At 65.2% G+C, this 21,433-nt stretch carries 27 protein-coding genes and 3 pseudogenes; 14 read left to right on the top strand and 16 right to left on the bottom strand.

Translation table 11 applies throughout. The features are described from left to right. Positions 1-204: 204 nt before the first annotated feature. The 3 genes from H7J06_RS29675 to H7J06_RS29665 all read right to left on the bottom strand — a co-directional run bounded on the left by H7J06_RS29675 (position 205) and on the right by H7J06_RS29665 (position 1,791). Positions 205-834, bottom strand: a complete 630-nt coding sequence (locus tag H7J06_RS29675; RefSeq protein ID WP_264043187.1) for an RES family NAD+ phosphorylase — start codon at positions 832-834, stop codon at positions 205-207. Next, positions 831-1,331, bottom strand: a complete 501-nt coding sequence (locus H7J06_RS29670; protein WP_264043185.1) for an antitoxin Xre/MbcA/ParS toxin-binding domain-containing protein — start codon at positions 1,329-1,331, stop codon at positions 831-833. The genes H7J06_RS29675 and H7J06_RS29670 overlap by 4 nt, the downstream gene beginning before the upstream one ends. 100 nt (positions 1,332-1,431) lie before the next feature. Beyond that, positions 1,432-1,791, bottom strand: a complete 360-nt coding sequence (locus H7J06_RS29665) for a hypothetical protein (RefSeq protein WP_264043183.1) — start codon at positions 1,789-1,791, stop codon at positions 1,432-1,434. Here H7J06_RS29665 and H7J06_RS32750 point away from each other — a divergent pair. From H7J06_RS32750 to H7J06_RS29655, 3 genes are read left to right on the top strand one after another with little or no spacing between them, the layout of a single operon-like run. Next, complete coding sequence (locus tag H7J06_RS32750) at positions 1,691-2,005, top strand: FHA domain-containing protein (RefSeq protein ID WP_372515433.1); 315 nt, start codon at positions 1,691-1,693, stop codon at positions 2,003-2,005. The genes H7J06_RS29665 and H7J06_RS32750 overlap by 101 nt on opposite strands. A gap of 39 nt (positions 2,006-2,044) precedes the next feature. Beyond that, positions 2,045-2,461, top strand: coding sequence for a hypothetical protein (locus H7J06_RS29660; RefSeq protein ID WP_264043181.1), 417 nt, complete (start codon positions 2,045-2,047; stop codon positions 2,459-2,461). Then, the gene (locus tag H7J06_RS29655) at positions 2,455-2,661 is read left to right on the top strand and encodes a hypothetical protein (protein ID WP_264043179.1); all 207 of its coding nucleotides are present in this window, start codon (positions 2,455-2,457) and stop codon (positions 2,659-2,661) included. Before H7J06_RS29660 ends, H7J06_RS29655 begins: the two co-directional genes overlap by 7 nt. 214 nt (positions 2,662-2,875) lie before the next feature. Here the strand turns inward: H7J06_RS29655 and H7J06_RS29650 are convergent, their stop codons facing one another. Together H7J06_RS29650 and H7J06_RS29645 are read right to left on the bottom strand one after the other, a co-directional pair. Beyond that, complete coding sequence (locus tag H7J06_RS29650; RefSeq protein WP_264043177.1) at positions 2,876-3,037, bottom strand: hypothetical protein; 162 nt, start codon at positions 3,035-3,037, stop codon at positions 2,876-2,878. 313 nt (positions 3,038-3,350) lie between these two features. After that, a pseudogene (locus H7J06_RS29645) lies at positions 3,351-4,659 on the bottom strand (IS256 family transposase). A gap of 168 nt (positions 4,660-4,827) precedes the next feature. On the opposite strand from H7J06_RS29645, the gene H7J06_RS29640 reads away from it, so the two are divergent. Beyond that, the gene (locus tag H7J06_RS29640; protein ID WP_264043176.1) at positions 4,828-5,187 is read left to right on the top strand and encodes a helix-turn-helix transcriptional regulator; all 360 of its coding nucleotides are present in this window, start codon (positions 4,828-4,830) and stop codon (positions 5,185-5,187) included. A 137-nt stretch (positions 5,188-5,324) separates the two neighbouring features. Here the strand turns inward: H7J06_RS29640 and H7J06_RS29635 are convergent, their stop codons facing one another. The 4 genes and pseudogenes from H7J06_RS29635 to H7J06_RS29620 form a co-directional block, all read right to left on the bottom strand. Then, a complete protein-coding gene (locus tag H7J06_RS29635) occupies positions 5,325-5,573 on the bottom strand; it encodes a ketopantoate reductase family protein (protein WP_264043174.1) in 249 nt (82 codons plus the stop codon). Between the two features lie 60 nt (positions 5,574-5,633). Further along, a complete protein-coding gene (locus tag H7J06_RS29630) occupies positions 5,634-5,894 on the bottom strand; it encodes a ketopantoate reductase C-terminal domain-containing protein (protein WP_264043172.1) in 261 nt (86 codons plus the stop codon). A gap of 127 nt (positions 5,895-6,021) precedes the next feature. Continuing rightward, a pseudogene (locus tag H7J06_RS29625) lies at positions 6,022-6,426 on the bottom strand (ketopantoate reductase family protein); the annotation flags it as partial. Further along, positions 6,426-7,415, bottom strand: a complete 990-nt coding sequence (locus H7J06_RS29620) for a dihydrodipicolinate synthase family protein (RefSeq protein WP_264043190.1) — start codon at positions 7,413-7,415, stop codon at positions 6,426-6,428. The pseudogene H7J06_RS29625 and the gene H7J06_RS29620, both read right to left, overlap by 1 nt. Positions 7,416-7,473: 58 nt before the next feature. Here H7J06_RS29620 and H7J06_RS29615 point away from each other — a divergent pair, with 58 nt between their 5' ends. Further along, positions 7,474-8,868: an IS110 family RNA-guided transposase gene (locus H7J06_RS29615; RefSeq protein WP_264043170.1), complete on the top strand. Its 1,395-nt coding sequence runs from the start codon at positions 7,474-7,476 to the stop codon at positions 8,866-8,868. On the opposite strand, the gene H7J06_RS29610 is transcribed toward H7J06_RS29615, so the two are convergent. Then, complete coding sequence (locus H7J06_RS29610) at positions 8,846-9,052, bottom strand: hypothetical protein (RefSeq protein WP_264043168.1); 207 nt, start codon at positions 9,050-9,052, stop codon at positions 8,846-8,848. The two genes, H7J06_RS29615 and H7J06_RS29610, sit on opposite strands and share 23 nt — an antisense overlap. A 587-nt stretch (positions 9,053-9,639) precedes the next feature. Then, entirely contained in the window at positions 9,640-10,389 is a 750-nt protein-coding gene (locus tag H7J06_RS29605) for an IclR family transcriptional regulator (RefSeq protein WP_264043166.1), read from the bottom strand. Positions 10,390-10,458: 69 nt separating this feature from the next. Between H7J06_RS29605 and pcaH the strand changes: the two genes are divergently transcribed. From pcaH to H7J06_RS29570, 7 genes are all read left to right on the top strand, one after another. Continuing rightward, positions 10,459-11,256 (top strand): protocatechuate 3,4-dioxygenase subunit beta, encoded by a 798-nt coding sequence (gene pcaH, locus H7J06_RS29600; RefSeq protein WP_264043164.1) that lies wholly within the window; start codon positions 10,459-10,461, stop codon positions 11,254-11,256. Beyond that, positions 11,256-11,825 (top strand): protocatechuate 3,4-dioxygenase subunit alpha, encoded by a 570-nt coding sequence (gene pcaG / locus H7J06_RS29595; protein ID WP_264043162.1) that lies wholly within the window; start codon positions 11,256-11,258, stop codon positions 11,823-11,825. The genes pcaH and pcaG overlap by 1 nt, the downstream gene beginning before the upstream one ends. Further along, entirely contained in the window at positions 11,822-13,027 is a 1,206-nt protein-coding gene (locus H7J06_RS29590; protein ID WP_264043160.1) for a lyase family protein, read from the top strand. Before pcaG ends, H7J06_RS29590 begins: the two co-directional genes overlap by 4 nt. Further along, a complete protein-coding gene (pcaDC, locus tag H7J06_RS29585; RefSeq protein WP_264043158.1) occupies positions 13,024-14,205 on the top strand; it encodes a bifunctional 3-oxoadipate enol-lactonase/4-carboxymuconolactone decarboxylase PcaDC in 1,182 nt (393 codons plus the stop codon). The genes H7J06_RS29590 and pcaDC overlap by 4 nt, the downstream gene beginning before the upstream one ends. Next, positions 14,202-14,900 (top strand): 3-oxoacid CoA-transferase subunit A, encoded by a 699-nt coding sequence (locus H7J06_RS29580; protein WP_264043156.1) that lies wholly within the window; start codon positions 14,202-14,204, stop codon positions 14,898-14,900. The genes pcaDC and H7J06_RS29580 overlap by 4 nt, the downstream gene beginning before the upstream one ends. Next, positions 14,897-15,616 (top strand): 3-oxoacid CoA-transferase subunit B, encoded by a 720-nt coding sequence (locus H7J06_RS29575; RefSeq protein ID WP_264043154.1) that lies wholly within the window; start codon positions 14,897-14,899, stop codon positions 15,614-15,616. The genes H7J06_RS29580 and H7J06_RS29575 overlap by 4 nt, the downstream gene beginning before the upstream one ends. A 91-nt stretch (positions 15,617-15,707) precedes the next feature. Then, on the top strand, positions 15,708-16,196 hold the full coding sequence (locus tag H7J06_RS29570) for a cupin domain-containing protein (protein ID WP_264043151.1): 489 nt from the start codon (positions 15,708-15,710) through the stop codon (positions 16,194-16,196). Positions 16,197-16,362: 166 nt separating this feature from the next. Here H7J06_RS29570 and H7J06_RS29565 read toward each other — a convergent pair whose 3' ends face one another. Beyond that, positions 16,363-16,833, bottom strand: a complete 471-nt coding sequence (locus H7J06_RS29565) for a hypothetical protein (protein ID WP_264043149.1) — start codon at positions 16,831-16,833, stop codon at positions 16,363-16,365. A 33-nt stretch (positions 16,834-16,866) separates the two neighbouring features. Then, on the bottom strand, positions 16,867-17,142 hold the full coding sequence (locus tag H7J06_RS29560) for an IclR family transcriptional regulator domain-containing protein (RefSeq protein ID WP_372515434.1): 276 nt from the start codon (positions 17,140-17,142) through the stop codon (positions 16,867-16,869). Between the two features lie 6 nt (positions 17,143-17,148). Here H7J06_RS29560 and H7J06_RS29555 point away from each other — a divergent pair, with 6 nt between their 5' ends. Together H7J06_RS29555 and H7J06_RS29550 are read left to right on the top strand one after the other, a co-directional pair. After that, complete coding sequence (locus tag H7J06_RS29555) at positions 17,149-17,367, top strand: hypothetical protein (protein ID WP_264043192.1); 219 nt, start codon at positions 17,149-17,151, stop codon at positions 17,365-17,367. Further along, positions 17,351-17,524 (top strand): annotated as a pseudogene (locus H7J06_RS29550) (transposase); the annotation flags it as partial. The gene H7J06_RS29555 and the pseudogene H7J06_RS29550, both read left to right, overlap by 17 nt. On the opposite strand, the gene H7J06_RS29545 reads toward H7J06_RS29550, so the two are convergent. Genes H7J06_RS29545 through H7J06_RS29535 form a run of 3 tightly spaced genes read right to left on the bottom strand, consistent with a single transcriptional unit; the run spans position 17,517 to position 21,302 of the window. Continuing rightward, positions 17,517-17,975 carry a DUF6262 family protein gene (locus H7J06_RS29545; RefSeq protein WP_099040184.1) on the bottom strand — a complete coding sequence of 153 codons (459 nt, stop codon included), beginning with the start codon at positions 17,973-17,975 and terminating at the stop codon, positions 17,517-17,519. The pseudogene H7J06_RS29550 and the gene H7J06_RS29545 overlap by 8 nt on opposite strands. After that, the gene (locus tag H7J06_RS29540) at positions 17,965-20,247 is read right to left on the bottom strand and encodes a tyrosine-type recombinase/integrase (RefSeq protein WP_245908958.1); all 2,283 of its coding nucleotides are present in this window, start codon (positions 20,245-20,247) and stop codon (positions 17,965-17,967) included. Before H7J06_RS29540 ends, H7J06_RS29545 begins: the two co-directional genes overlap by 11 nt. Beyond that, positions 20,217-21,302, bottom strand: coding sequence for a tyrosine-type recombinase/integrase (locus H7J06_RS29535; RefSeq protein WP_099040218.1), 1,086 nt, complete (start codon positions 21,300-21,302; stop codon positions 20,217-20,219). Before H7J06_RS29535 ends, H7J06_RS29540 begins: the two co-directional genes overlap by 31 nt. Positions 21,303-21,433 lie beyond the last annotated feature (131 nt).

Raw genomic sequence — 21,433 nt, 5'->3', positions numbered from 1 at the left:
GCTGCTCCCACCCAACGAGTTCGAGACTCTCTACTACGCTGCCCTCAACACCGAGGAACAGCCCACAATGGAGGCGGCACAAAACCTCAGGTGATTCAGTGACGGTTGGCGCGTCTGACTAGGTCCTTCACTCCACACTCGTTCAGCCATACACCTCCATTGATCAGGAGCCCAGACTGTCAACAACGTCAGTCAGTTTTAGAACTAGACCGGTGGCACCGCCAGCACAGTGATCCCGGTTTCCCGTTCGAGTTGATCGAGCAGGTCGCGGCGATCGGGCAGATGCTCGATCGCTCGGATGTCCACGTCCACCGATGACGCCGTCGGATCGGCCGGGCCGAACAATGCAAGGCATGCTGCGGTATGGGCAAGATCGTGTCTGGCCCAGTAGCGGATCCCCCGGAAGCCAGCTTGCCGAAACGCCGACGCCCACAGTTGGGTCAGGCGGTAGTCGGTGGTGGTGAAGATCTCCGACGTGATCCCGTACTGCACGGCGAGGTTGGAGGTCACATCGGCGACGGATATTGTGCTGGCGAGCTCCAGTACCGACGAATCCCGTTCGGCGGCAATGTAGTCAGGCACCACCTGTAGGCCGCCCCACGTCTCGAGCAGCGTCACCACTTCCGACTCGGCAACGTAGCAGGTGCCGTCCGGCGCGGCGAGGTCGAACCGTCCTTCGCCGGAATGGCTGAACCAGATCGGCTCCAAACCGTGGTTGTGGGATCGGAAAACCATTGCACCCGAGGGGTACTCGCGCGACGGAAACACCGACCGCAGATGGGCCGGGGGCGGGGGAGAGGCGAGATGCAGGACGGCGCGCGACGCGGCACTCACGCCGCGAGCCGCGCCGCCGACTGCTCGGCCAGGGCCGCCACCTCGTCGCTCAACCCGGCGATCAGCGCATCACGCGGAGTCTGCCCACCGAGTTCGGGCTGCGGCGACACCAGCCAGGACGCCGCGGCCCATCCTCGCGGATCAACAACGGCCCACGCCTTGAGCGTCTTCTTGATCCCGCGCAACGGACGGGCGGGGGACTGATCGTCGAAGCCGGCGAGCAGGTAGGCATGGTTGCCGTCGCTCTCGAGCCGCAGCACGCGATGATCGCTGACAGCCTGGCTCAGCGCCTGCTTGCTCCAGCCGGTCAGGTCCAGCACCTGGGCGTGGGTCAGCAGCGCCCCGATGTGACCTTCCCACGTCGTCCGCGTCTTCAGGCGCGTCACTAGGCTGCGAATCCCGGCAAGGGCGAACTCCAGGTCATTCTGGCCCAAGCCGCTTGAGTCGACGCCTTGTTTGGCCAGTTCTTGGTCGAGCAGTGCGGGCAGGGTGATCATGGCCCCAGGATACTCGGGTCAAGTAGGACAAGCAACAATTTAATTGAGTCTTACTCATAGCGGAGGCGAACGCATCATGGCTGCAGTGATAGGTAGTCTACTAGGTCAATATGAATCCCCACTGCGAGCCCGTCTCGCCGCATCGAGTGCTAGCTGACCTCTTCGCTGCGCGACGGCGACGCAGCTGATGGGCGTCGGGGGCCGACCGGGCACACAGTGACCAGCTGCGCACGTCGCCGCTCACGATCACCTGTGGCGACGAACCGCCGTTCCAGGCGCTGCCCACCGACGGCCCCATCACCATCGGCCGCGAGCTTCCCTCGCAGATCGGATCGGCGATCAGCGCATCTCGCGCACGCATGTGCGCATCGCCGGTCGAGGGCGGCTGGCGGCTCGTCGACCTCGCCAGTACGAACGGCACGTTTCTCAACGGCGAACAGATCAGCGCCGTGACGATCACCGACCGAATGGTCGTACATCTGGGCAACCCGGTCCGCATCGCGGTCATGTTGGGGCTGAAAAGCGGTGCATCGGGACTGGGTGCGGCCAAGCCGGCATGGGTGCTCCCCGAACAAGTTTCACGGAGTCGCGCAATCGACGGGGACGATAACGGCAGAGATCACCGACCCCTCGCTGGTGCGGGTCCGCGCGGTCATCGCGGCGCGGTGCGTTAAGAACTCGGCTACTCGCAACACCGGCTTAGCGACGACAAGGTGATTAGCCAGACCAATCTGGTCGCCTTCGAGCGCGGCCGAAGCTGGCCCCGCGAAGGCACTCGCGAGAAGCTCGAAAGATATCTGCAGTGGCCCCCGGGCACCTTGGCGCGGATCCGTCACGGTGGGGCGGTAGCCCATGCCGACGGTGAGGGGCAGTCCACGGCGGCGCTATCCGACACTGTGCAGGTCTCCATGCTCGTCGAAGCCGTCCAACTCGCCCTCGACGGCATCAAAGCGCGCGCGACTACGCTGACCGCGCCCACTGAGCCTGGCTTCATCGATCAGATCAGTGGGTTGCTAGCCGAGCTACACAGAGTTGCAGACGACCACCGCCAACGCCGCGGCACGCGCCACGACCCGCTGTGGCGCTTCTGCTTTCGGACGGACGACGTATCTACAACGACCTCATGTTGAGTGCCGCCCGGGCACCGCGCGCTCCGCTGGGAGCACGCCTGTACAGCGCGCGCCGCGCCGCGGAACTCAACATCGATGAAGCGGGTTTCGCGGCCGGGGCAGAACCGCACATTGTTGCCGGCGCCGAGGCATTTCAGGCGGTGCTCAACGACGCGAGCGCCGCGCTTGAAGCGCTGATCACCCAACGCGGCCCTCGCTGACGGCCCCCCAGTCGACTGAATCTCTCGAGACGCAGCCGATAGATCCTCCTACCGCTGTCAGAGCCGCTGAATACCGCGGTGCACCTGAAAACCGATGTAAGCGAGCACGATCGCACTTAGAACGGTGACGATCAGATCACCAGCGTGCCGCGGCGCCAACGAGATTCAGTGACAGCAAGTCGACCAAGGTGGTCACGGGGGTACAGCGCGCTGATCAACGGGCAGTGCCGCACCCAAGCCGTCGATGCCGTAGGCGACGAACCTGGTAGGCGAGCTTGGTGCCCAGCGCGAAGTACAGATAGGTCAGCGTGGCCCACACCAGGTCGGTGATTGTGTTGGCCACCACGCCGGGTATCAACGCGAACACGCTGCGCAAGCAGCAGACCGATGCCGTAGGTGACGTAGACGAAGGGGTCGGCCGACTGCTGACGGATGTTGGTGAACCACGGCTGGCGGATGAGCTCGCCGCGGATAACACGCGACGGCCGACGCCGCGGCGGCGCTGGAAGCCCTGATCGCCCCAGCTTAGCCGCCGCTGAGCGCGATATTTGTCCCCGTCTCCCTGTGACGCGGCACCGAGTGACGCGAGACGAATGTCCAGGTCAAGCTCCGCCAGCGAGGGACGAAAAGACTGGGGAACGGCAGCCCGGTTTCGGGAGATATTGTCAAGACCTGTGGATGAGGTTGTTTCAGGCGACCTCGGTTTCGGTTGATTCGTCGCTCTCGGCGGGTGTGATGCCAACGGGCCGTTCGAGTAGCTTGCCTTTGTGGAACACCGCGCCGGCACGGACCAGCGCGACCAGGTGTGGTGCGTTCACGGCCCGCCAGCGGGCTTGGGCAGCGTCGATCAGCTTGTAGGCCATGGCAATTCCCGCCGCGCGGGATCCGGGGCCCTTGGTGACCTTGGTCCGCAACCGCACGGTGGCGAAAGTCGACTCGATCGGATTGGTAGTTCGCAGGTGGATCCAATGCTCGGCCGGATATTTGTAGAACTCCAGGAGCACATCGGCATCATCGACGATCGTGGCGACCGCTTTGGGGTACTTGGCGCCGTAGTCGACCTTGAAGGCCTTGATCGCGACCTGGGCCTTGTCGATATCCTCGGCGTTGTAGATCTCCTTGATCGCGGCCAACGCAGCTGGGTGCGCTGATTTCGGCAACGCAGCAAGCACATTGGCCTGCTTGTGGAACCAGCAGCGTTGCTCCCGGGTGGCCGGGAACACCTCCCGGATGGCCTTCCAGAACCCCAACGCGCCGTCACCGACGGCCAGCACCGGCGCGGTCATCCCACGACGACGGCAGCCCCGCAGCAGATCCGCCCACGACTCGGTCGACTCCCGGTATCCGTCGGCCAGGGCGACGAGTTCCTTGCGGCCATCGGAGCGCACGCCGATCATCACCAACAGGCAGAGCTTCTCCTGCTCGAGGCGGACCTTGAGGTGGATGCCGTCGACCCACAGGTAGACGTAATCGGTGCCCGAGAGGTCACGCTCGCCGAAAGTCTTCGCCTCGTCCTGCCATTGGCTGGTGAGCCGGGTGATCGTCGTGGCCGACAGTCCGGCGCTCGAGCCGAGAAACTGCTCCAGCGCCGGACCGAAGTCACTCGTCGAGAGCCCGTGCAGGTACAGCAGTGGCAGCACCTCGGTCATCTGCGGGGGACTTGCGTGCCCACGCCGGCAGGATCGCCGAGGAAAACCGTTGCCGCTCACCGGTAACGGCGTCGATGCGCTTGTCGTTGACCCGCGGGGCGGTCACCGTGACCGCACCCGCGGCGGTGAGGATGTCACGTTCGTGGTGATAGCCGTTGCGGACCACCAGACGCCGACCGTTGTCGTCGACCTCACCGGCATGGGCGTCGACGTAGGCGGCTACTTCAGCCTGCAGTGCCGCCGCCAACATCTGCCGCGCACCGTCGCGGACGATCTCATCCAACAGCGACCGACCAGCACCGCTGCCGTTCTCGTTGGCTGATTCCGCGTCGTGAACTACCGTGAGCATGGGCGTACCTTCCCAACCAGCGCGCCAACGCCGGTCTTGATCGAGATCCTGTTTCCGTGATGATCATCCTCGGGAAGGTGCGCCCACTTTCACGCCACCTCGCCGAGGCTCATCCACAGGTTCTGATCATTGCTCGGGTTTCTGCTCGCCCAACCTCAGTACCGGTCGATGGCGCTCGATGCCGAGCAGCAAGCCGCGCCGCCGCCCAAAGTGGTCAGAACCGCACTCGACTTGATCGAGGAGCATCCCGAACGGAGTTGGACGACAACCGATCTCGCCCGCGAAGTTGGTATCAGCGTCCGCGCTCTCCAAGAGGGCTTCAGGCGGCACGTCGGACTTCCCCCGCTGACGTATCTGCGCGAAGTTCGGCTGAATCGTGCGCACGCAGAACTAGCGGCGTCCGCTGCGGGTGCCGTTACTGTCGCTCACGTAGCGATGAAGTGGGGCTTTGGGCATCTTGGCCGGTTCGGTACGGCGTATCGGCGCAAGTTCGGCGTCACTCCGCAACATACCTTGCGTGCGGGCTGAAGTTTCCTTGAAATAGCGTTACTGCACCGACGCGCGGATGGGCAGTTCGCGCGCGATTTGCTGATGGCGGCGGTGTGTCACGGCACACGTGCGCGACGTCGCCTTTACTCTATCCGCGGCCACCGTCGGAAGGGAATCTAGGCCAGGAATCGGTCGATGGTTTTGATAATCTGGTAGGCCACCCGCAGCGTCGGCACGTCAATGGCCAATTCTTCAGCGGCGGCGAGGTACGGTGCCAGCATAAAGTCGACCTCGGTCTTGCGTCGTCGCAAAACATCCTCGTACATCGAGGGGTAGCCCGACTTTCCCTGTTTGCGCATTGCTTTGCCCTGCTCGATGACGAAATTGATCGCCTCGGCCGTCGGGAGCGCGTCGAGTTCCTTCAACCAAACGCCGACAACGCGTAGACCACCCGCACGGTGATGCGGACGACCGCGCTGACGGCGTCACCGGCGTGATGTCGCCGTACCCGACCGCGTCTCGATCCCCGACAGAGGAGCGTAGAAGTTCATCGGCTCGTACCCCTTCGCCCGGTAGACCGCCAGAAGGTCTTTCGCCAGCGCGACGAAGTACGTCGCCCCCTCCGGCACCTCCATGGCCTCGAAGAGCGAGGTGCCGCGGATCGCGCCCAGTGCCGTGACCGACCACGCGGCAGCCAGCGCGATCTGGGCCAGCTTTTCCCATTCCACCTGCTCGATGTTGCCCACCGCCACCGCAGGAAGGCCCGCAGCGTTGAAGGACGCCGTCAGCGTGTCGACGCGCGCTGGACGATCCGTCCAGTTCGCCGAAGTAGGCGGTCACCTTCGCTGAAAGGTGGTTACGCACGAGACCTGGCGCGACCAAGGTGCCGCCCTCGATGGTGGACGCTCCGATTACCCGGTCGGCACCAAGCCACTTGGCGAGCGTCGCGTCCTTCTCCACGGTGTTCTGCACCGACAAGGCGGTGCTCACGACATCACGCAACGTAGCGGCATCCGCTAGCGCCTGCGCGGTGTCTTTGCCCTTCACCGCCAGGACGAGGTAATCGAAGGGTCCCGCGGCCTTGCCTGCCTCGTCCACCGCCCTCAAGTTTTTCCTGATCAGCAGCTCGCCCCGACGGCCTGTGATCTGCAAGCCGTTGCGGGCGATGGCCTCCGCGTGCGCCCGCCTGCCGACGAGGGTTACATCTACCCCCGTGTTGGCCAAATAACCGCCTAGGACCGTACCGAGGCCGCCCGCACCTAGGATCACGACCCGCATCAAATGGCCCCCGCGATCGCGAGCTGTTGTTGCAGCACCTCCCGCTCCGGAGTCGACAGCCGGGCTTTGACGGGCGGCCGCACCGGACCCGCACACAGCCCCAACAGCTCGAACCACGCCTTCAGATAGGGCATGGCCGCGACGTACGATCCGGTGGCTGCGATGCGGCCGATCAGCACCTCGTCGTATACCTGGCGGATCGCGTCCAGCTTCGCCGACACGGGCATTGCCGCCGCCAGATCACCTGCCAACGCCAGGTCGGTGTAACGGTGCAGATCCGGCCGCCACTTCCCGTAAAGGATAAGGGAGAGCTCGCCGTAGAGTACGCGTCCACCGAAGAGTGCAGCGTCGTGCGCCCAATAGCGTTCGTTCGGCTCGCTGATCACCAGCCGGTCTCCGGCGCTGCGGCGCAACGTGATGCTGTCGGTCCAGCTCAGCGTGCCATTCTTGATTCCGACGACGTTCGGGTGCTCGGCAATCCGGTTGACGGCGTCGTGGCTGTATACGAAACCAGATACCGGCGTGCGGTAGAGCACCAGTGCGAGCCCAGTGGCGGGGGCCACGAAGTCGAAGTACGACACGACGTCGTCGTCTGTCTTGAGCTGCACTGACGGGTTCATAATCTCGGCGCCGGTGAAGCCGAGCGACTCCACGAAGCGCATCTTTTCGATTGCCTGGTATGCCGATGGCTCCAGGATGATCGTAAACAGGGGAAGGCGGCTTGCGGTGGCATCCGCGACGACCTCGTGGTAGCGCCGCCATTCGGCCAGTGTCATGTTCCAGCCCTCAGCGAAGAACCCGCCTACGACATTTAGCTTTGGAGTGTGAGTTCGCGGGCGGGCCGAACGTCCGACTGGGACGCGTGGTGATCCCTGAGATTTGAGTGGTCCGCTCGCGAGCTCGGTGTCTGGTCGAGCGGTGTCCTTGTTCGGGAACTTGGAGCCAGCCGGTCGGTGTGGACTCCTGCTTAGAGAATGTCTGGGCCACAGCCGCGATGGTCAGCCACCTGGGTGAATAGGGATTGATGGCTGACAGGAGCACACAACGATGGCATGGACATTAGGGATCGACGTAGCGGTGCGCGCGGCGCATCAAGCGACGCTGGCCCGCGACGGGACCACGGTATGGCGGGGGCGGAAATTCTCGACCCGGCCGGCGGACCTGGAGCGGTTGTGGGCCGATCTGTTCCTGGCCGACGCCACGGACGTGACCGTGGTGGTGGAGCCGACCCGTAACGCGTGGATCGTGCTGGCCGAGTGGTTCCGCCGCCGCGGCGCCCGGGTGGTGATGGTGCCTACAACCCAATCGGCGGATCTGCGCAAGTACTACTCCAAGCACACCAAGAACGATCGGATCGACTCCGAGCTGCTGGCCCGGCTGCCGCTACTTCATCCCGAAGGGTTGCGCGAGTATTCCGGCCAGGGACCGGCAGACCCGTTGCGGCGCTTGGTCAAACAGCGCTCCACCATGATCAAACGCCGGGTTGCGGTGTATTCCCGGCTCGATGCGCTCGTTGAGCTCCTCGGGCCAGCGTGGTATGCGGTGCTCGGTTCGAACTACGGCAACGCGGCGTTGGAATTCCTGGCTCGTTATGCCGATCCGAATACGGTGATTCGACTCGGCCAGGGACGTCTGAGCCGGTTTCTGATCGCCCGCTCCCGCGGCGCGTGGCGTGAGGACCACGCCGCCGGACTCATCGTCGCAGCCAAGGAAACCCTCATGCTGTGGGGACCGGACGGGATGAACTTCGCCGAACTGGGCGACGATATCGCCCACGAGGCCGAACAGGCGCTGTTTTTGACCCGGCAGATTAAGCAGATCGATGAACGGGTCGCGAACCTCTACGCAGACGCCGACCCCGAGGCGATCGTGGCTTCTGCTCCCGGCGTCGGACCCGTCATCAGCGCCGTGATCGCCGGGCGCATCGGAGATCCCCACCGGTTCACCTCACTGGCCGCGATTCGCGCCTACACCGGACTGGTCCCCAAGGTCAGCCAGTCCGGGCTGAGCAAGGTCGAATCCTCGATCACCAAGGCCGGCGACCCCCTGCTGCGCGAAATGCTCTGCACCGCCGCTGATCAAGCCCGCAAGATCGACCCGCAGATCGCTGCGAAATACCAGCGATTGATGGCCGGCGACCGCCACCACGACTCGGCGATCTGCCACCTGGCCACCCTGCTGGTCACCCGGATCGCTACCTGCATGCGCAACGGCCAGCCCTACGTCCTGCGCGATGTCGACGGCACCCCGATCACCGACGCTCAGGGCCGCAAGATCGTCAAAGAGCGCTATCAGATCGAGCCCCGGCGCCGCGACAACATCCGTCACCAACGCATGCGCGACCGCCGCAAACAGGTGGCGGACCCGGAGTCACAGGAGTCGCCAAGCGCTCCAACATCCAGGCCCGCCAAACACGAGCCTACGAGCCAACACGTCGCTTGACATCCGTTAGGAACTCAAGTCCGGCACAACCCATCTCCACAAACGCTTCGATGTTGCGCCGCAGACCTTCTTCGTCGAGCTCGAAATCCTCGGTGAGCGGGGTGACGGGACACATGTAGAAGCCCCGGAGATTCTCGGTGGCCCATGCCCTGAAATCCGGTCCGACCTGTGTCGTGGTGGTCATGCTATTCGGGCTCCTTAAATGACACTTCGCGAGGTGACAGTTCGAGGTGGGCAGGATAGAGTTCCGCCGCCGATCTTTGAACTGCGGAACCCATTACCAATGGTTTCAGCTGGGGGATCGGCCGCGTCTATCCCTCCACCGCTGCGGGGACTCCGATTCGCGCGCAATGTGTTGCACCTCGATAGTCGGTGCCAGTCGTGGGCAGTCACCTCTTGTTCGACGGCTAGCGGCATTGTCGCGTGGAGACATAGCCAAGAAGGCAAAATATTCGCCGATGATTGGATCGCGCGTCGGCCGACCTATGCGCACTATTGTCAGCGCACCACGACTACGCCGCCTTTCTAATGTGTCCCCGCAACCTCTCACTGAATGCGCGGAAGTTGCCGGCGCCTATGGGCTGCGGTCCAAATACCGTGAAGTGCATGCCGCGCGCGTTAGTTCTGGTCGCAATACGCAGCCGCCGTATGCTAGCGGTTGATGTCGCTGCGAAGCGGCGGCGACCACGACGGTGCGGCCCCGCAGCACCTTTGCCCATCGGTCAGAAACTGCCCGACATCATAGCGATCGCTGCGGGCGCGGCCCGTGGGTCACAGCAGCCGGACGATGCCGCGGGCGGCCACCTGCAGGGCGCCGAGCAGTCGCTGGCGGTCTCGCTTCAAGGACGGAACCACGACGGCGATCGCGGCCACTACAGCGTCGTCAGACGGCCGGACGATCGGCACGGCCAGTGAACAGGCGCCTAGCGACATCTCTTCCACGGTGGTAGCCACCTCCTCACGCCGCACGCCCTCCAACTGTCGGGACAGCACCGCAGGCCGGGTGACTGTATAGGGAGTAATCGGAGTAAGATTGGCGAACACCTGATCCTGGACTTCGCTTGGCGCGTGAGCCAACAGCACCTTGCCTACGCCGGTGCAGTGCATGGGCAACCTGCTGCCGACGGTGCTAACGATCGGTACGGACGCCCTACCCATCATCCGCTCCAGGTATAGCACCTCGTTCCCGTCGCGTACTGCGAGGTGCACGGTGGCGAGCGTCGCGGCGTAGACATCATGCAAGAACGGCTCCGCGACCTGCCGTAATCCGTCCCCGATCGGGGCGAGCAGCCCAGCGCTCCACATCAGTTGGCCGACCTCGAAACGACCGTCCGTGCGGCGGTGCAACGCCGCGCCCGCTACTAGTTCAGCAGCCAGCCGGTGGGCCGTGGACATCGGCAGGCTGGCCCTACACGCCAGTTCGGACAGCGTCAGTGTCCGGTGCCGCTCATCGAAGGCGGCGACCATGCTCAGCAAACGGGAAGCGACGCTGGTGCCGGGCGTTGAGTTATTTCCCGCCAATCACTGATCCTTCCGCTCAGTGAAAATCTAGCGTAGGTCAGTCGCCGAGGAGCCAATAACGTCAAGCCTATGACAGCAGTGATCGACCGCGATCCCGACGGCGGGTTCGCGAGGCAGCAGGCGATCAGCGCGGAAATCGGCGCGATCGAGTCCGAGTATCAGCGCGCGGGCATCGAGGAGACGCAGCCGCGGCTCGGCTACGCGCCTTACCGCAGCAGCCTGCTGCGCCATCCCACGAAGGACCTTCACCACGCTGACCCGGAGGGCGTCGAGCTGTGGACGCCCTGCTTTTCCGAACGCGACGTGCATCCGCTTGAATCGGACCTCACCATCCAGCACTCAGGCGAACCCATCGGCGAACGGATAGTGGTGACCGGCCGGGTGGTAGAAGGCGACGGACAGCCGGTGCGACGTCAACTCGTCGAGATCTGGCAGGCCAACGCCGGCGGTCGCTACATCCACAAGCGTGATCAGCACCCGTCCGCGATCGACCCCAACTTCACCGGCGTCGGCCGCTGCCTGACCGATGACGACGGAAGGTACCGCTTCACCACGATCAAGCCAGGGCCGTACCCGTGGAGGAACCACCGCAACGCTTGGCGCCCAGCCCACATCCACTTTTCGGTGTTCGGTACGGAATTCACGCAACGGATGATCACTCAGATGTACTTCCCCGGCGACCCGTTGTTCGAGCTGGACCCGATCTACCAGTCGATCACCGACCGAAAGGCCCGAGACCGACTGATTGCCAACTACGACCACGACGTCACCACCCACGAATGGGCTACCGGATACCGGTGGGACATCGTGCTCACCGGCGCGAAGCGCACGCCGACCGAGGATCCCGACCACGGAAGCCAACACTGATGACTACCCTGCTCAACGCCACTCCGGGGCAGACCGTCGGACCCTTTTTCGGTTACGCGCTCCCGTTCGACCGGTGCGACCAGCTGGTTCCGGCCGGCTCACCGGGTGCGGTCCAGCTTTCCGGGTTGGTCCTCGACGGTGACGGCCAGCCTGTTCCCGACGCCCTACTTGAGATCTGGCAGGCAAACGCCGACGGCACCATCCCGACGTCCACCGGCTCGCTACACCGGGACGGCTGGACCTTCACTGGGTGGGGCCGCGCCGGCACCGACGATGGCGGACGGTACAGCTTCTCCACCGTCATCCCAGGTCCCTGCGATCCCGGTGCGGCACCGTTCTTTCTGATCACCGTGTTCGCCCGCGGGCTGCTCAACCGGCTGTTCACCCGCGCCTACGTGCCCGGGGGGCAGCTGGCCGGCGATCGACTGCTGGCGTCCCTGCCGCCCGAGCGTCGCGACACGCTCATCGCCACTCACGAGGGCGCTGGACTGCGCTTCGACATCCAATTGCAGGACGCGCCAGGCAAACCCGAGACGGTCTTCCTGCGCTACGCGGGACACCAGCGGTGACTGACCTCTTCTGGCCGGGCGACGACCTCGCAGGCGACCTGATGAGCGGCGCCGCATTCCTCGAGGCCATGGTGGCCGTGGAAGGGGCGTGGCTGGACAGCCTCGTCGACGCCGGTATCGCACCGCAAGAGGCGCGTGCCAGTCTGGCGGACCTCATCGCGGACGCTGACACCGAGTCGATCGCCCGCCGCGCCGCCACGAACGGCAGCCCCGTCAGCGCTCTGGTCATGTTGTTGCGTGAGCGCTCAACGGCGGCGACAGCCCGCTGGTTACACCGCGGGCTAACCAGTCAGGACGTCGTCGACACAGCGCTCGTCATCTGCGCCCGTGACGTCCTCCTCCGCATCGGCGGCGAGTTCGCCCTCCAAGTGCGGGGGCTGTCCGAGCTCGCTGAGAGGCACCGGAGCACACCAACACTCGCGCGTACCCTGACCCAGGCCGCCCTACCAAGCACCCTTGGCGCCAAGATGGCACGTTGGCTTACCGGCATACTGGACGCCGCCGAACCGCTGAACGGGCTGCTGCCCTCGCTGCCGGTGCAGGTCGGTGGGGCGGTGGGAACGCTGGCGGCGGCTACCGAATTGACCGGTTCGGTGGACGGCGCCATCGCGTTGAGCGACGCGCTCGCCGGCGCACTGCGGCTGGCACCGGCTCCGCCGTGGCACACTACCCGCTCGGTGATCACCCGCATCGGGGATGCGTTGGTGAGCTGCTGCGACGCTTGGGGGCACATCGCCGCCGACATCGCGACCGGTAGCCGGCCCGAGGTCGGCGAGCTGGCCGAGGGGAGTGGTGGCGGCTCATCGACGATGCCGCACAAGAACAATCCCGTCCGCTCTGTGTTGATCCGGCGCACCGCGCTCACCGCGGGCCCCTTGGGCGCCACTCTGCACCTCGCCGCAGGAGCGAGTGTCGACGAGCGCTCCGACGGCGCGTGGCACGCCGAATGGGCCACACTGCGCACGCTCGCCCGCCACACCGTCGTGGCGGCCATCCAAGCCTCCGAGCTGCTCTCCGGGTTGCGAGTGGACACGGCGCGGGCGGCCGCTAACCTGGCCGCCGCGGGCGGGCTGCTCACCGAGCAGCATGCAATGACTGAGTTGGCCAGTAGCGCAGCACGGCCCGACTACACCGGTGCCGCCGATCGGCTGATCGATTTGACCTTGAGTCGGGCCCGCCGCTTCATCAAGGCGGCGCCATGACCATTCCGACCCTGGCCACAATCGACTTCGGCGGACCCGACGGTGCGCCTGTTCTCGTGCTGGGGCCTTCACTGGGTACCTCGGCAGCCACGCTGTGGAGCGCTGCGGCTGGATGGCTGAGTGCGCATGCCCGCGTTGTCGGGTGGGACCTGCCGGGTCACGGTCGAGGCGGTCCTGGCGAGCCCTTCACGATCGCCGAACTCGCGGTCGCCGTGCTGGCACTCGTCGACGACATGCACGCCGAGACCTTCCACTACGCCGGTGATTCGGTCGGTGGCTGTGTCGGTCTGCAGCTGATGCTGGACGCGCCGCAACGGGTGGACTCGGCGACCCTACTGGGCACCGGTGCGTTGATCGGCACCCCAGCTGGCTGGCTCGAGCGCGCCGCCGTCGTCCGCGCCGAGGGCGTCGAAACCTTACTCTCGGGCGCGGCCCAGCGCTGGTTCGCGCCGGGCTTCGTCGACCGGCAACCAGGTGTCGGCGCGGCGCTGCTGGACACCCTCAGCCACACCGATCCGGAGTCCTATGCGCAGGCCTGCGAGGCCCTCGCGGCATTCGACGTCTCCGACCGATTGCGCGAGATCGTCACTCCCGTCCTGGCCGTGGCAGGCAGCGCCGACGTGCCCACACCGCCGGAGTCATTGCGGCGCATCGCCTCCGGTGTCCAGGACGGTGACCTCGTCGTGCTCGACGGTGTCGGCCACCTGGCACCCGCCGAAGCCCCGGACCGGGTCGCCGGCCTCATCGCCGAGCAGGTGGGTGTTCCGCAGCCTGCGAGTCGGACCGTCGAGGATGTGTGTCGCGCGGGAATGGCGATACGGCGCGAGGTGCTCGGCAACGGGCACGTCGACCGGGCAGTCGCCGGTACCACCGACATGACCGCCGATTTCCAGCACCTGATCACCCAATACGCCTGGGGTACCATCTGGACCCGCCCAGGTCTAGACCTCCGCAGCCGCTCGATGATCACCCTGACGGCGCTGGTCGCGCGCGGTCACCGCGAGGAACTGGCGATGCATCTGCGAGCGGCCCGCCGGAACGGTTTGAGCAACGACGAGATCAAGGAGCTGCTGATGCAGACTGCCATCTACTGCGGCGTCCCCGACGCAAACTCCGCGTTTCGCATCGCCGCCGAGGTATTGTCCGAGTTCGACGAGCACGATCGGGCGTCGTCATGAGCCGGACCGCCGTCTGCGCCGCCGCCCACGAAGCCGTCGCCGGAATCGCCGACGGCGCCACAATTCTCGTCGGCGGGTTCGGCATGGCGGGCATGCCCACCACGCTCATCGATGCGATGATCGAACAGGGCGCCGCCGAGCTCACCATCGTGAGCAACAACGCGGGCAACGGCGACACCGGCCTGGCCGCGCTGCTGGCTGCCGGTCGGGTCGCGAAGGTCATCTGTTCCTTTCCCCGACAGGCCGATTCGTACGTGTTCGACAGGCTCTACCGGGACGGCATGGTCGACCTCGAAGTGGTCCCGCAGGGCAACCTGGCCGAGCGGATCAGGGCGGCAGGCGCGGGCATCGGCGCGTTCTTCTGCCCGACCGGTGTCGGCACCCCGCTCGCCGCGGGCAAGGAGATCCGCACCATCGACGGCCGCGACTACGTGCTGGAGTATCCGATCCGCGGCGACGTCGCACTCATCGCAGCACACCTCGCCGACCGGGCCGGAAACCTCTTGTACCGCAAGACCGCTCGCAACTTCGGGCCGGTGATGGCGACCGCCGCCACGCTGACCGTCGTTGAGGTCTCCCGCGTCGTAGAGGCCGGAGGCATCGACCCCGAGACAGTCGTGACGCCGGGTATCTTCGTCGACCGCATCCTCGACCTGTCGTCAATTCCCGCCGTCCGGACGCAGGTTGCCTCGTGACGGGAACGCTCGATGCAAGAACACGGTGTGGTGTCGAGCATCTCAACCGTGGCCCGTTGGACCGCCGGGAGATCGCCGCGATGATCGCCCGCGACATCGCACCTGGGTCGTACGTCAATCTCGGCATCGGCCAGCCCACGATGGTCGCCGACTACCTCGACCCCGCCGCCGAGGTGGTGCTGCACACCGAGAACGGCATGCTCGGCATGGGCGGCGCCGCGACAGGAGACGCCATTGACCCGGATCTAACCAACGCAGGCAAGGTTCCGGTCACCGAAACCGCTGGGGCGTCCTACTTCCACCACGCCGACTCCTTCGCCATGATGCGCGGCGGCCATCTCGACGTGTGTGTGCTCGGGGCGTTTCAGGTCAGCGAGCATGGCGACCTCGCAAACTGGCACACCGGAGCACCGGACGCCATTCCCGCCGTCGGGGGCGCGATGGATCTCGCCATCGGCGCCAAGCGCGTATTCGTGATGATGACGCTGTTCGGCAAGGACGGGACCGCGAAGTTGGTTCCGGAGTGCAGTTACCCGCTGACCGGGCTTCGGTGCGTCAGCCGGGTGTACACCGAGTACGCAATCTTCGACATCGACAACGCCGGAGACGGACGCGTGCACGCACTCGAGACCTTCGCCGTGAGCATTGCCGCGCTCGAGAAGCGCATGCACGTAGCACTGTCGGGTGACCCTCGCGCTTCGGTCGCCGAAAAGTGATTCCTAATCTACTGGTGGATTCGACAGCGGGTTATTTTGCAGACACTGAGAGTTGCTCGCTCAGCGACGAAATTCCCAGAGGAGGGGACCGATGACCCTATCCCATGAGGAGCTAGACGATTTCGCCGAAAGTATGGCCCGCGCCGGAGATCGCGACCACCAGCACGTGACCGAGGAGCACCTCGTCGTGAGTTCCACCGAGGCGCACTGGATCCAGACCGGAAGCCCATCAGAAATCGGATTGCTTCTGCGGATACCCGCCCGCTCCATTGAGTTTTTTCTGCAGAAGATCCCCGCCGGTGCGGGCAGTGACCTTCACCGACACGTACACGAGTCAGTTCACTTCGTGCGACACGGCTCGGGCTGGTCAGAGATCGGCGATCAACGCGTAACGTGGAGCGCAGGCGACTTCGTGTATACGCCGCCGTGGGTGTGGCATCGGCACTATGCCGACGACCAACTGGACGTCGAGATGATCGTCATCGAGAACTCCCGCCTCCTGGCTGCGGTGGACGCAACTCAGAGGGAAAGCAGGGGCAACGTTAGCTTCGCCGAGGCTTTTGGCGTCGGCGACACGTGAGCAGTGGAGAAATTGGCAAGAGAATCGCTTCGAAGGGCACTTGACGACGGCGGTCAAACGCTCGGCGGCCGGTCCACACATTCGTCTTCCCCAGTGAAGCAGGCCACCTGATCTGTACCGTGTTGTGAGAGTTAAGCGCAAAGTGATCATCAGGAGGTCACATGCGTTATTCGTCGAACCCTTCATCTGGGATAGCAAACGCCGCCCTGGCGTTGTCGTTGAGATTTGCAAATCCATCGATAATCACCCGGGCCACGCGGATCTCATTGTCAGCAATGCGGATCAGCCACGTGTGAAAGGCCGAACCAGTGAATTCTTCGCTGACCGGCGAAGGAGCTCTCCAACGACGGAAGAAGAACTCAACTCGGGTCGTCAGCTCGATGACATCCTCCTGCACCGGAACGTAGGAAAGTACTTGACGCAGTTCTAAGCGTTCGTCGAAAATCCCGTCCCGCTGCGTGAGGTACACCCGCAGACCGTTGAGTCCTTTCCATTGGTGGCCGCCGCGAAAACCGATTTCGAAGTCGTCTGTGAGGACGGTCGCGAACATTTGCTCGGCCGGCGAGTGGCGCTGTTCTAAGCGCTGGTAGTCATCGATCGTGGAAACGAAGACCGGCAGGTCGGGGGTACTCGGCATTCAACATCTCCCTATGCGGCCGTGTTAACGTAGTTAGATCAGCTTAGTAGCAAGCTCTGCGGCAGCTTCTTTGACGATGACAGCTACCTTGCGGACATGTGATGGCCGTAACCGGTAGCTCGGCGCTGATGCATTCAGTGCCAGCCTCAGGTCGGGACCTCTTGCAGGAATGGCCACAGCAACGGATGCGACACCTTCTTCGCTTTCCTCTCTACTGGTCGCGAAACCGCTCTTTCTCACCTCGACCAACTCAGCGCGCAATTGTGATCCGCCCCGGTGTGTCCGGAGAGTTCTTCCGTTGGGAAGGATGGGCGCGTGGGAGCGAAGTCATCGAGGCGGTATCCGGAGGAACTGAAGGCGCGGGCGGTGCAGATGGTCGCCGATCTGCGCAGCGAGACGGTCTCGGAGTGGGAGGCGATGGGCCGGGTGGCTGACCTGCTGGGTGTTGGTACTGCGGAAACGGTGCGCAAATGGGTTCGCCGATCTGCGCAGCGAGACGGTCTCGGAGTGGGAGGCGATGGGCCGGGTGGCTGACCTGCTGGGTGTTGGTACTGCGGAAACGGTGCGCAAATGGGTTCGCCAGGCCGAGATCGACGCCGGCTCGCGGGCGGGGCAGACCAGCGAGGAATCCGAGGTGCTGCGTAAGCTGCGTCGAGAGAACGCCGAACTCAAGCGCGCCAACGTTATCTTAGGCTTGGTCGACTGTTTGGTGGCGTGAGCTCGGTATTTGTGTCGTGGACGGTGTCCGTGACGTGGGTGGCGGCGATGCGGTTGGCGCGGAGCTGTCCGTGCAGGAGTGCGATCTGGTTGCGTAGTTGACGGTTTTCGTCGTCGAGTTCGCCGATGCGTTGGTGTGCGAGAGTGAGGCGTTGCCGGAGCGAGGCGTCGGATCCGCGCTCGATTCGGGTGGGTGCCGATTCGGCTGTCTCGGGTGCGGCGGTCAGTCGGCGGAGTTGGTCGCGCAGTTCGGGCTGGGCGTAGAGCCATGAGCGGGAGACTCCGGCGTGGGCGGCGATCTGGGTGACGGTACGGCGCCCGCCAGTTTCGCCGAGTTCGTGTAGGGCATGGCGGGCCCGTTGGAGGGTGTCGGCGCGGCGGCGTTGGGCAGCGGCGACGAGGTGGTGGCTATTGTCATGGCGCATTGGATGATTCCTTCCCGCAGCATGTTTCGCTGTCTGCTGCGGCGCACCGGCAGTCGCGTTGGTCGGCATCGAGGGTGGTGATGATGGTGAGCAGGTTGGTTTCGACGGTGCGGTTCATCTCGGCCAGGCGGGTGTGGCCGTCGGTCTGGGCGCGGGTGATCAGCGCGCGGGTGTCGTCGAGCTGCTTGCGGTGTTGGGGTAGGAATTCGGCGGTCGTGACGAACAGCGGGCAGGTCAGGCAGGCGTTGGCGTGCGGGCACGATTTCTGCAGCGGTAGACCGCAGTAGCCGTTGGGCAGTGCCATTTTCGCGCGGGCAAGGTTCTGCTTCATCCACTCGCCATCAGCGAGCGTCCCGTCGATCGTGGTGTCGATGGGCTCACCGCGGATGTTGATCTTCTGGGCGCGTTCCCACTGCTCACGTATGGTGGTGTCGGCCAGTCGGGCATACACGGCGGTCATGGTGTGACTGGTGTGGTCGAGCAGGCGTCGGACCACCTCTTGCGGCACCTCATGGTTGATCCATCGTGTGGCTGCCGTGTGCCGGAACTGATGAGCGGTGACATGCACTGGCTCACCGAGTTCATTTGTGACACCACATGTTTCGAGCCACTGCCCGAGCTGGAAGTGGAACGTCGCGGTGGGAATGGGCAGCCGGCCGTCGGGATTAGCGCTGCCGCGCGGCAACAGCACACCCGTGGTCGGGAACTGCTGTCGGGTGCGTTCCTGCTGCGTCTGGATCATGGCGGTGAGTTCGTCGTCGATGGGCACCACCGCGTCGCGGCGCATCTTGTGGTTGCGGTAGCGCAGATAGACCGCGCCCTGCGGGTCGCGGACCAGGCAGTCCAGCGCCAGCCGGGTGGCGTCACCGATGCGCAACCCGGTGCGGATGAGAATCTCCACCAGCAGCCGGAACCTCGGGTCGGCAATCCGGTCGAGGTTGGCGCGGCCTTCCAGCTGGCCCATGACGAACTCGGGAATCGCCCGCGGTGCCGGTGTCTCGCCGCGGCGGGGCTGGTCGCTGGGATACAGCTGCGCCTCCGCGGGCAGCGACGCCCAGCGGTGCTGGCGCACGGCATGCAGAAACCCGGTCACGGCGCCGATATCGGTGCTGCGGGTCTTTGGGTGTGGGAGCTCGACCAGCAGTCGGGCCAGATAGCCCTCCAGCGCCTCGCGGTCGAACGCGCTGGGGTCTGTCGAGCTCGCCAACCCTGGCGTCAGCCGCGACAGCCGCACCAGCGCGATACGGTCCTTGCGCAGCTGGCCCAGCCCGACACCACACGACATGCGCCAGCGGCACCATCGCTTGGCCAGCTCCCGTAACCACAATGGTTGCACCACAGTGAAATCCAGCCGAGCACCGTCGTGGTCGGCGACGCCGAGGCGGCGCAACCGCCACACGTCACGCTGGTATTCGCTGTCCCAGCCGGTCCCGTCGCGCACGTCGAGCAGGCACTCGATGGCGTAGCCGAGGAACGCCCGCGGTGTGTTGACCGACGCCGCGGCAGGCAGTCCGGTCAGCCAGTCGGCCAGCGGACGCTCCAACAGCGACTCGGCGCCACTGGCGACCAGATGGTCCAACAGCGGTTTGATTGATCGGGGCGTGGTGCGGGTCCGGTTCGCATCGACCCGGCATTGCAGCGCATAGCCGATCTCCAACCGCAGCCGCGGCGGTAGCGGCCGCAGGTCGAAACGGTCCTCGCCGTAGCTGACGCAGAGGGCGATGAACTCGGCGGTCGGCGGGCGCCCACACTGGCGCCACCGAGCGTGGTGGGACCGGCACCAGCCCCCGTCCAGTTCGGCCCACAACGTGCACCCCGGGACCGCGCACACCGCCGCCGGCGTGCCGGCGACCTCTGGCTTCAACAGCTCTACAGATGGTCGTCCGGCTCTGTCCCATCCTTGGGAATGCTTGTAGCACAACCGATACCGATGCTGACCAAACCCGCATTCGTGCACCAGGCACGATTGCAGCGCTCGATGGCCCATCACCGTGGGATCCGCGGTCGCGGCCCAGACCGATCGGTCCGGGCGACCGGCCTGTTTCCATCGGCCCAGATGGGCCAGACACAGCGCGGCGTAGCGGCTGGAGTGCACACACCCGGGCACCGCACACGCGGGCGTGCCAAGGATCGGATCGCCCACCGCGGGCACCAGCACGTCGAGCCGGAACTCCGGACGCACCACCGCATCCAAGCGCTCGGTCAGCGTCGGAATGAGCGGCTTGGCCAGCGCCTCGACGCTCACCGCGGTTCGTCCCGATCGGTCAGCCACCCCGCGGTCACCAAGGCGCGGCGCGCATCCTCGACCTTCAGGTGCGCGTACGCGTCGGTGGTGGTGGCGATCGACGCGTGCCCTAATAGATGCTGCACCACCTCGACCGGCACCTTGCGGCGCAACAGCTCGGTCGCATACGTGTGTCGAAACGAGTGCGGCCCGAACGCGATTCCGGTCCGCTCCCGAATCCGGCAGACCAGGTCATAGACACTGGGGTAGGCCATCGGACTCCCGATCGGACCCGACCATAGGTTGACGAACACGTAGTCGCTGTCCAGATCGCCGTACTCGGCATGCAGGTAATCGGCGTAGAGCCGGATCACCCGGGCCGGCACCGGCACCTGCCGGCCGCCTCCGCCCTTGGCCCGCGCCCGATTCGAATTCCGTCGCGGCACTACCGAAACCAGGCGCGCTGCGGCGTCGATGTCGCTGTGGCGCAACCCCAGTGCTTCACCGATCCGCAGCCCGCACTCGCTCAATAGGGTGAACAGAAATCGGTCCCGTAGCCGATCACACGCGGCCGCGATCACCGCAATCTGCTCAGCGTCCAGGGTGTCGGGGATGCGCCGCTCGGCTCGCAGCCGGATCAGCTTGCTGCGTTCCGGTCGAGTTCCCAAGTGCGCCAGCAGCGGCCGCCACGATCCGCCGCGTGTACCGCGCCGCTGCCAGGTTGTCAGCAGATCACCAAGATCCGCACCGTGGCGTTGATGGAACTCATAAAGCGCCGAGATCGCCGACAGCTTGCGGTTCACCGTCGACTCCGCGCAGCCACACTCCACCGTCGGCAGCGCAGCGACGTTACCCGCCCGCGCCGCCGCGGGAAGCCGCAGCCACGCCACGAACCGGCCCACGTCCTCCAGCCGCACCCGCGTCCACTCCAACCCACGCTCATCGAGGAACTCGAACCAGTCCCGCAGATCATGCGCATAGGCCTTGACCGTGTTCGGTGAGCGCTCGACTGCGTGCAGATGCGACAAGAACGCCTCGACCGGCTCCACCACCGCCGCATCCCGATCCACCAGCGTCCACGATTCGGGGTCGCCAAAGGGCATCACCACCGACTGCACCCGCAGCCCAGGACCCGTCACAGACACCGAAGATAATCGGTCTACAACGCATTTCCCGACAACTTCGAACGCGTGTCGTCTACATCGTGAACAGCTTCCTCGCGACCCTAGATAAC

This window comes from Mycolicibacterium hodleri (assembly GCF_025822245.1).
In the GTDB taxonomy this organism is placed as follows: domain Bacteria; phylum Actinomycetota; class Actinomycetes; order Mycobacteriales; family Mycobacteriaceae; genus Mycobacterium; species Mycobacterium hodleri.
Note: the sequence above shows the minus strand (reverse complement) of the source record. Positions and strands in the feature narration are given on the sequence as shown.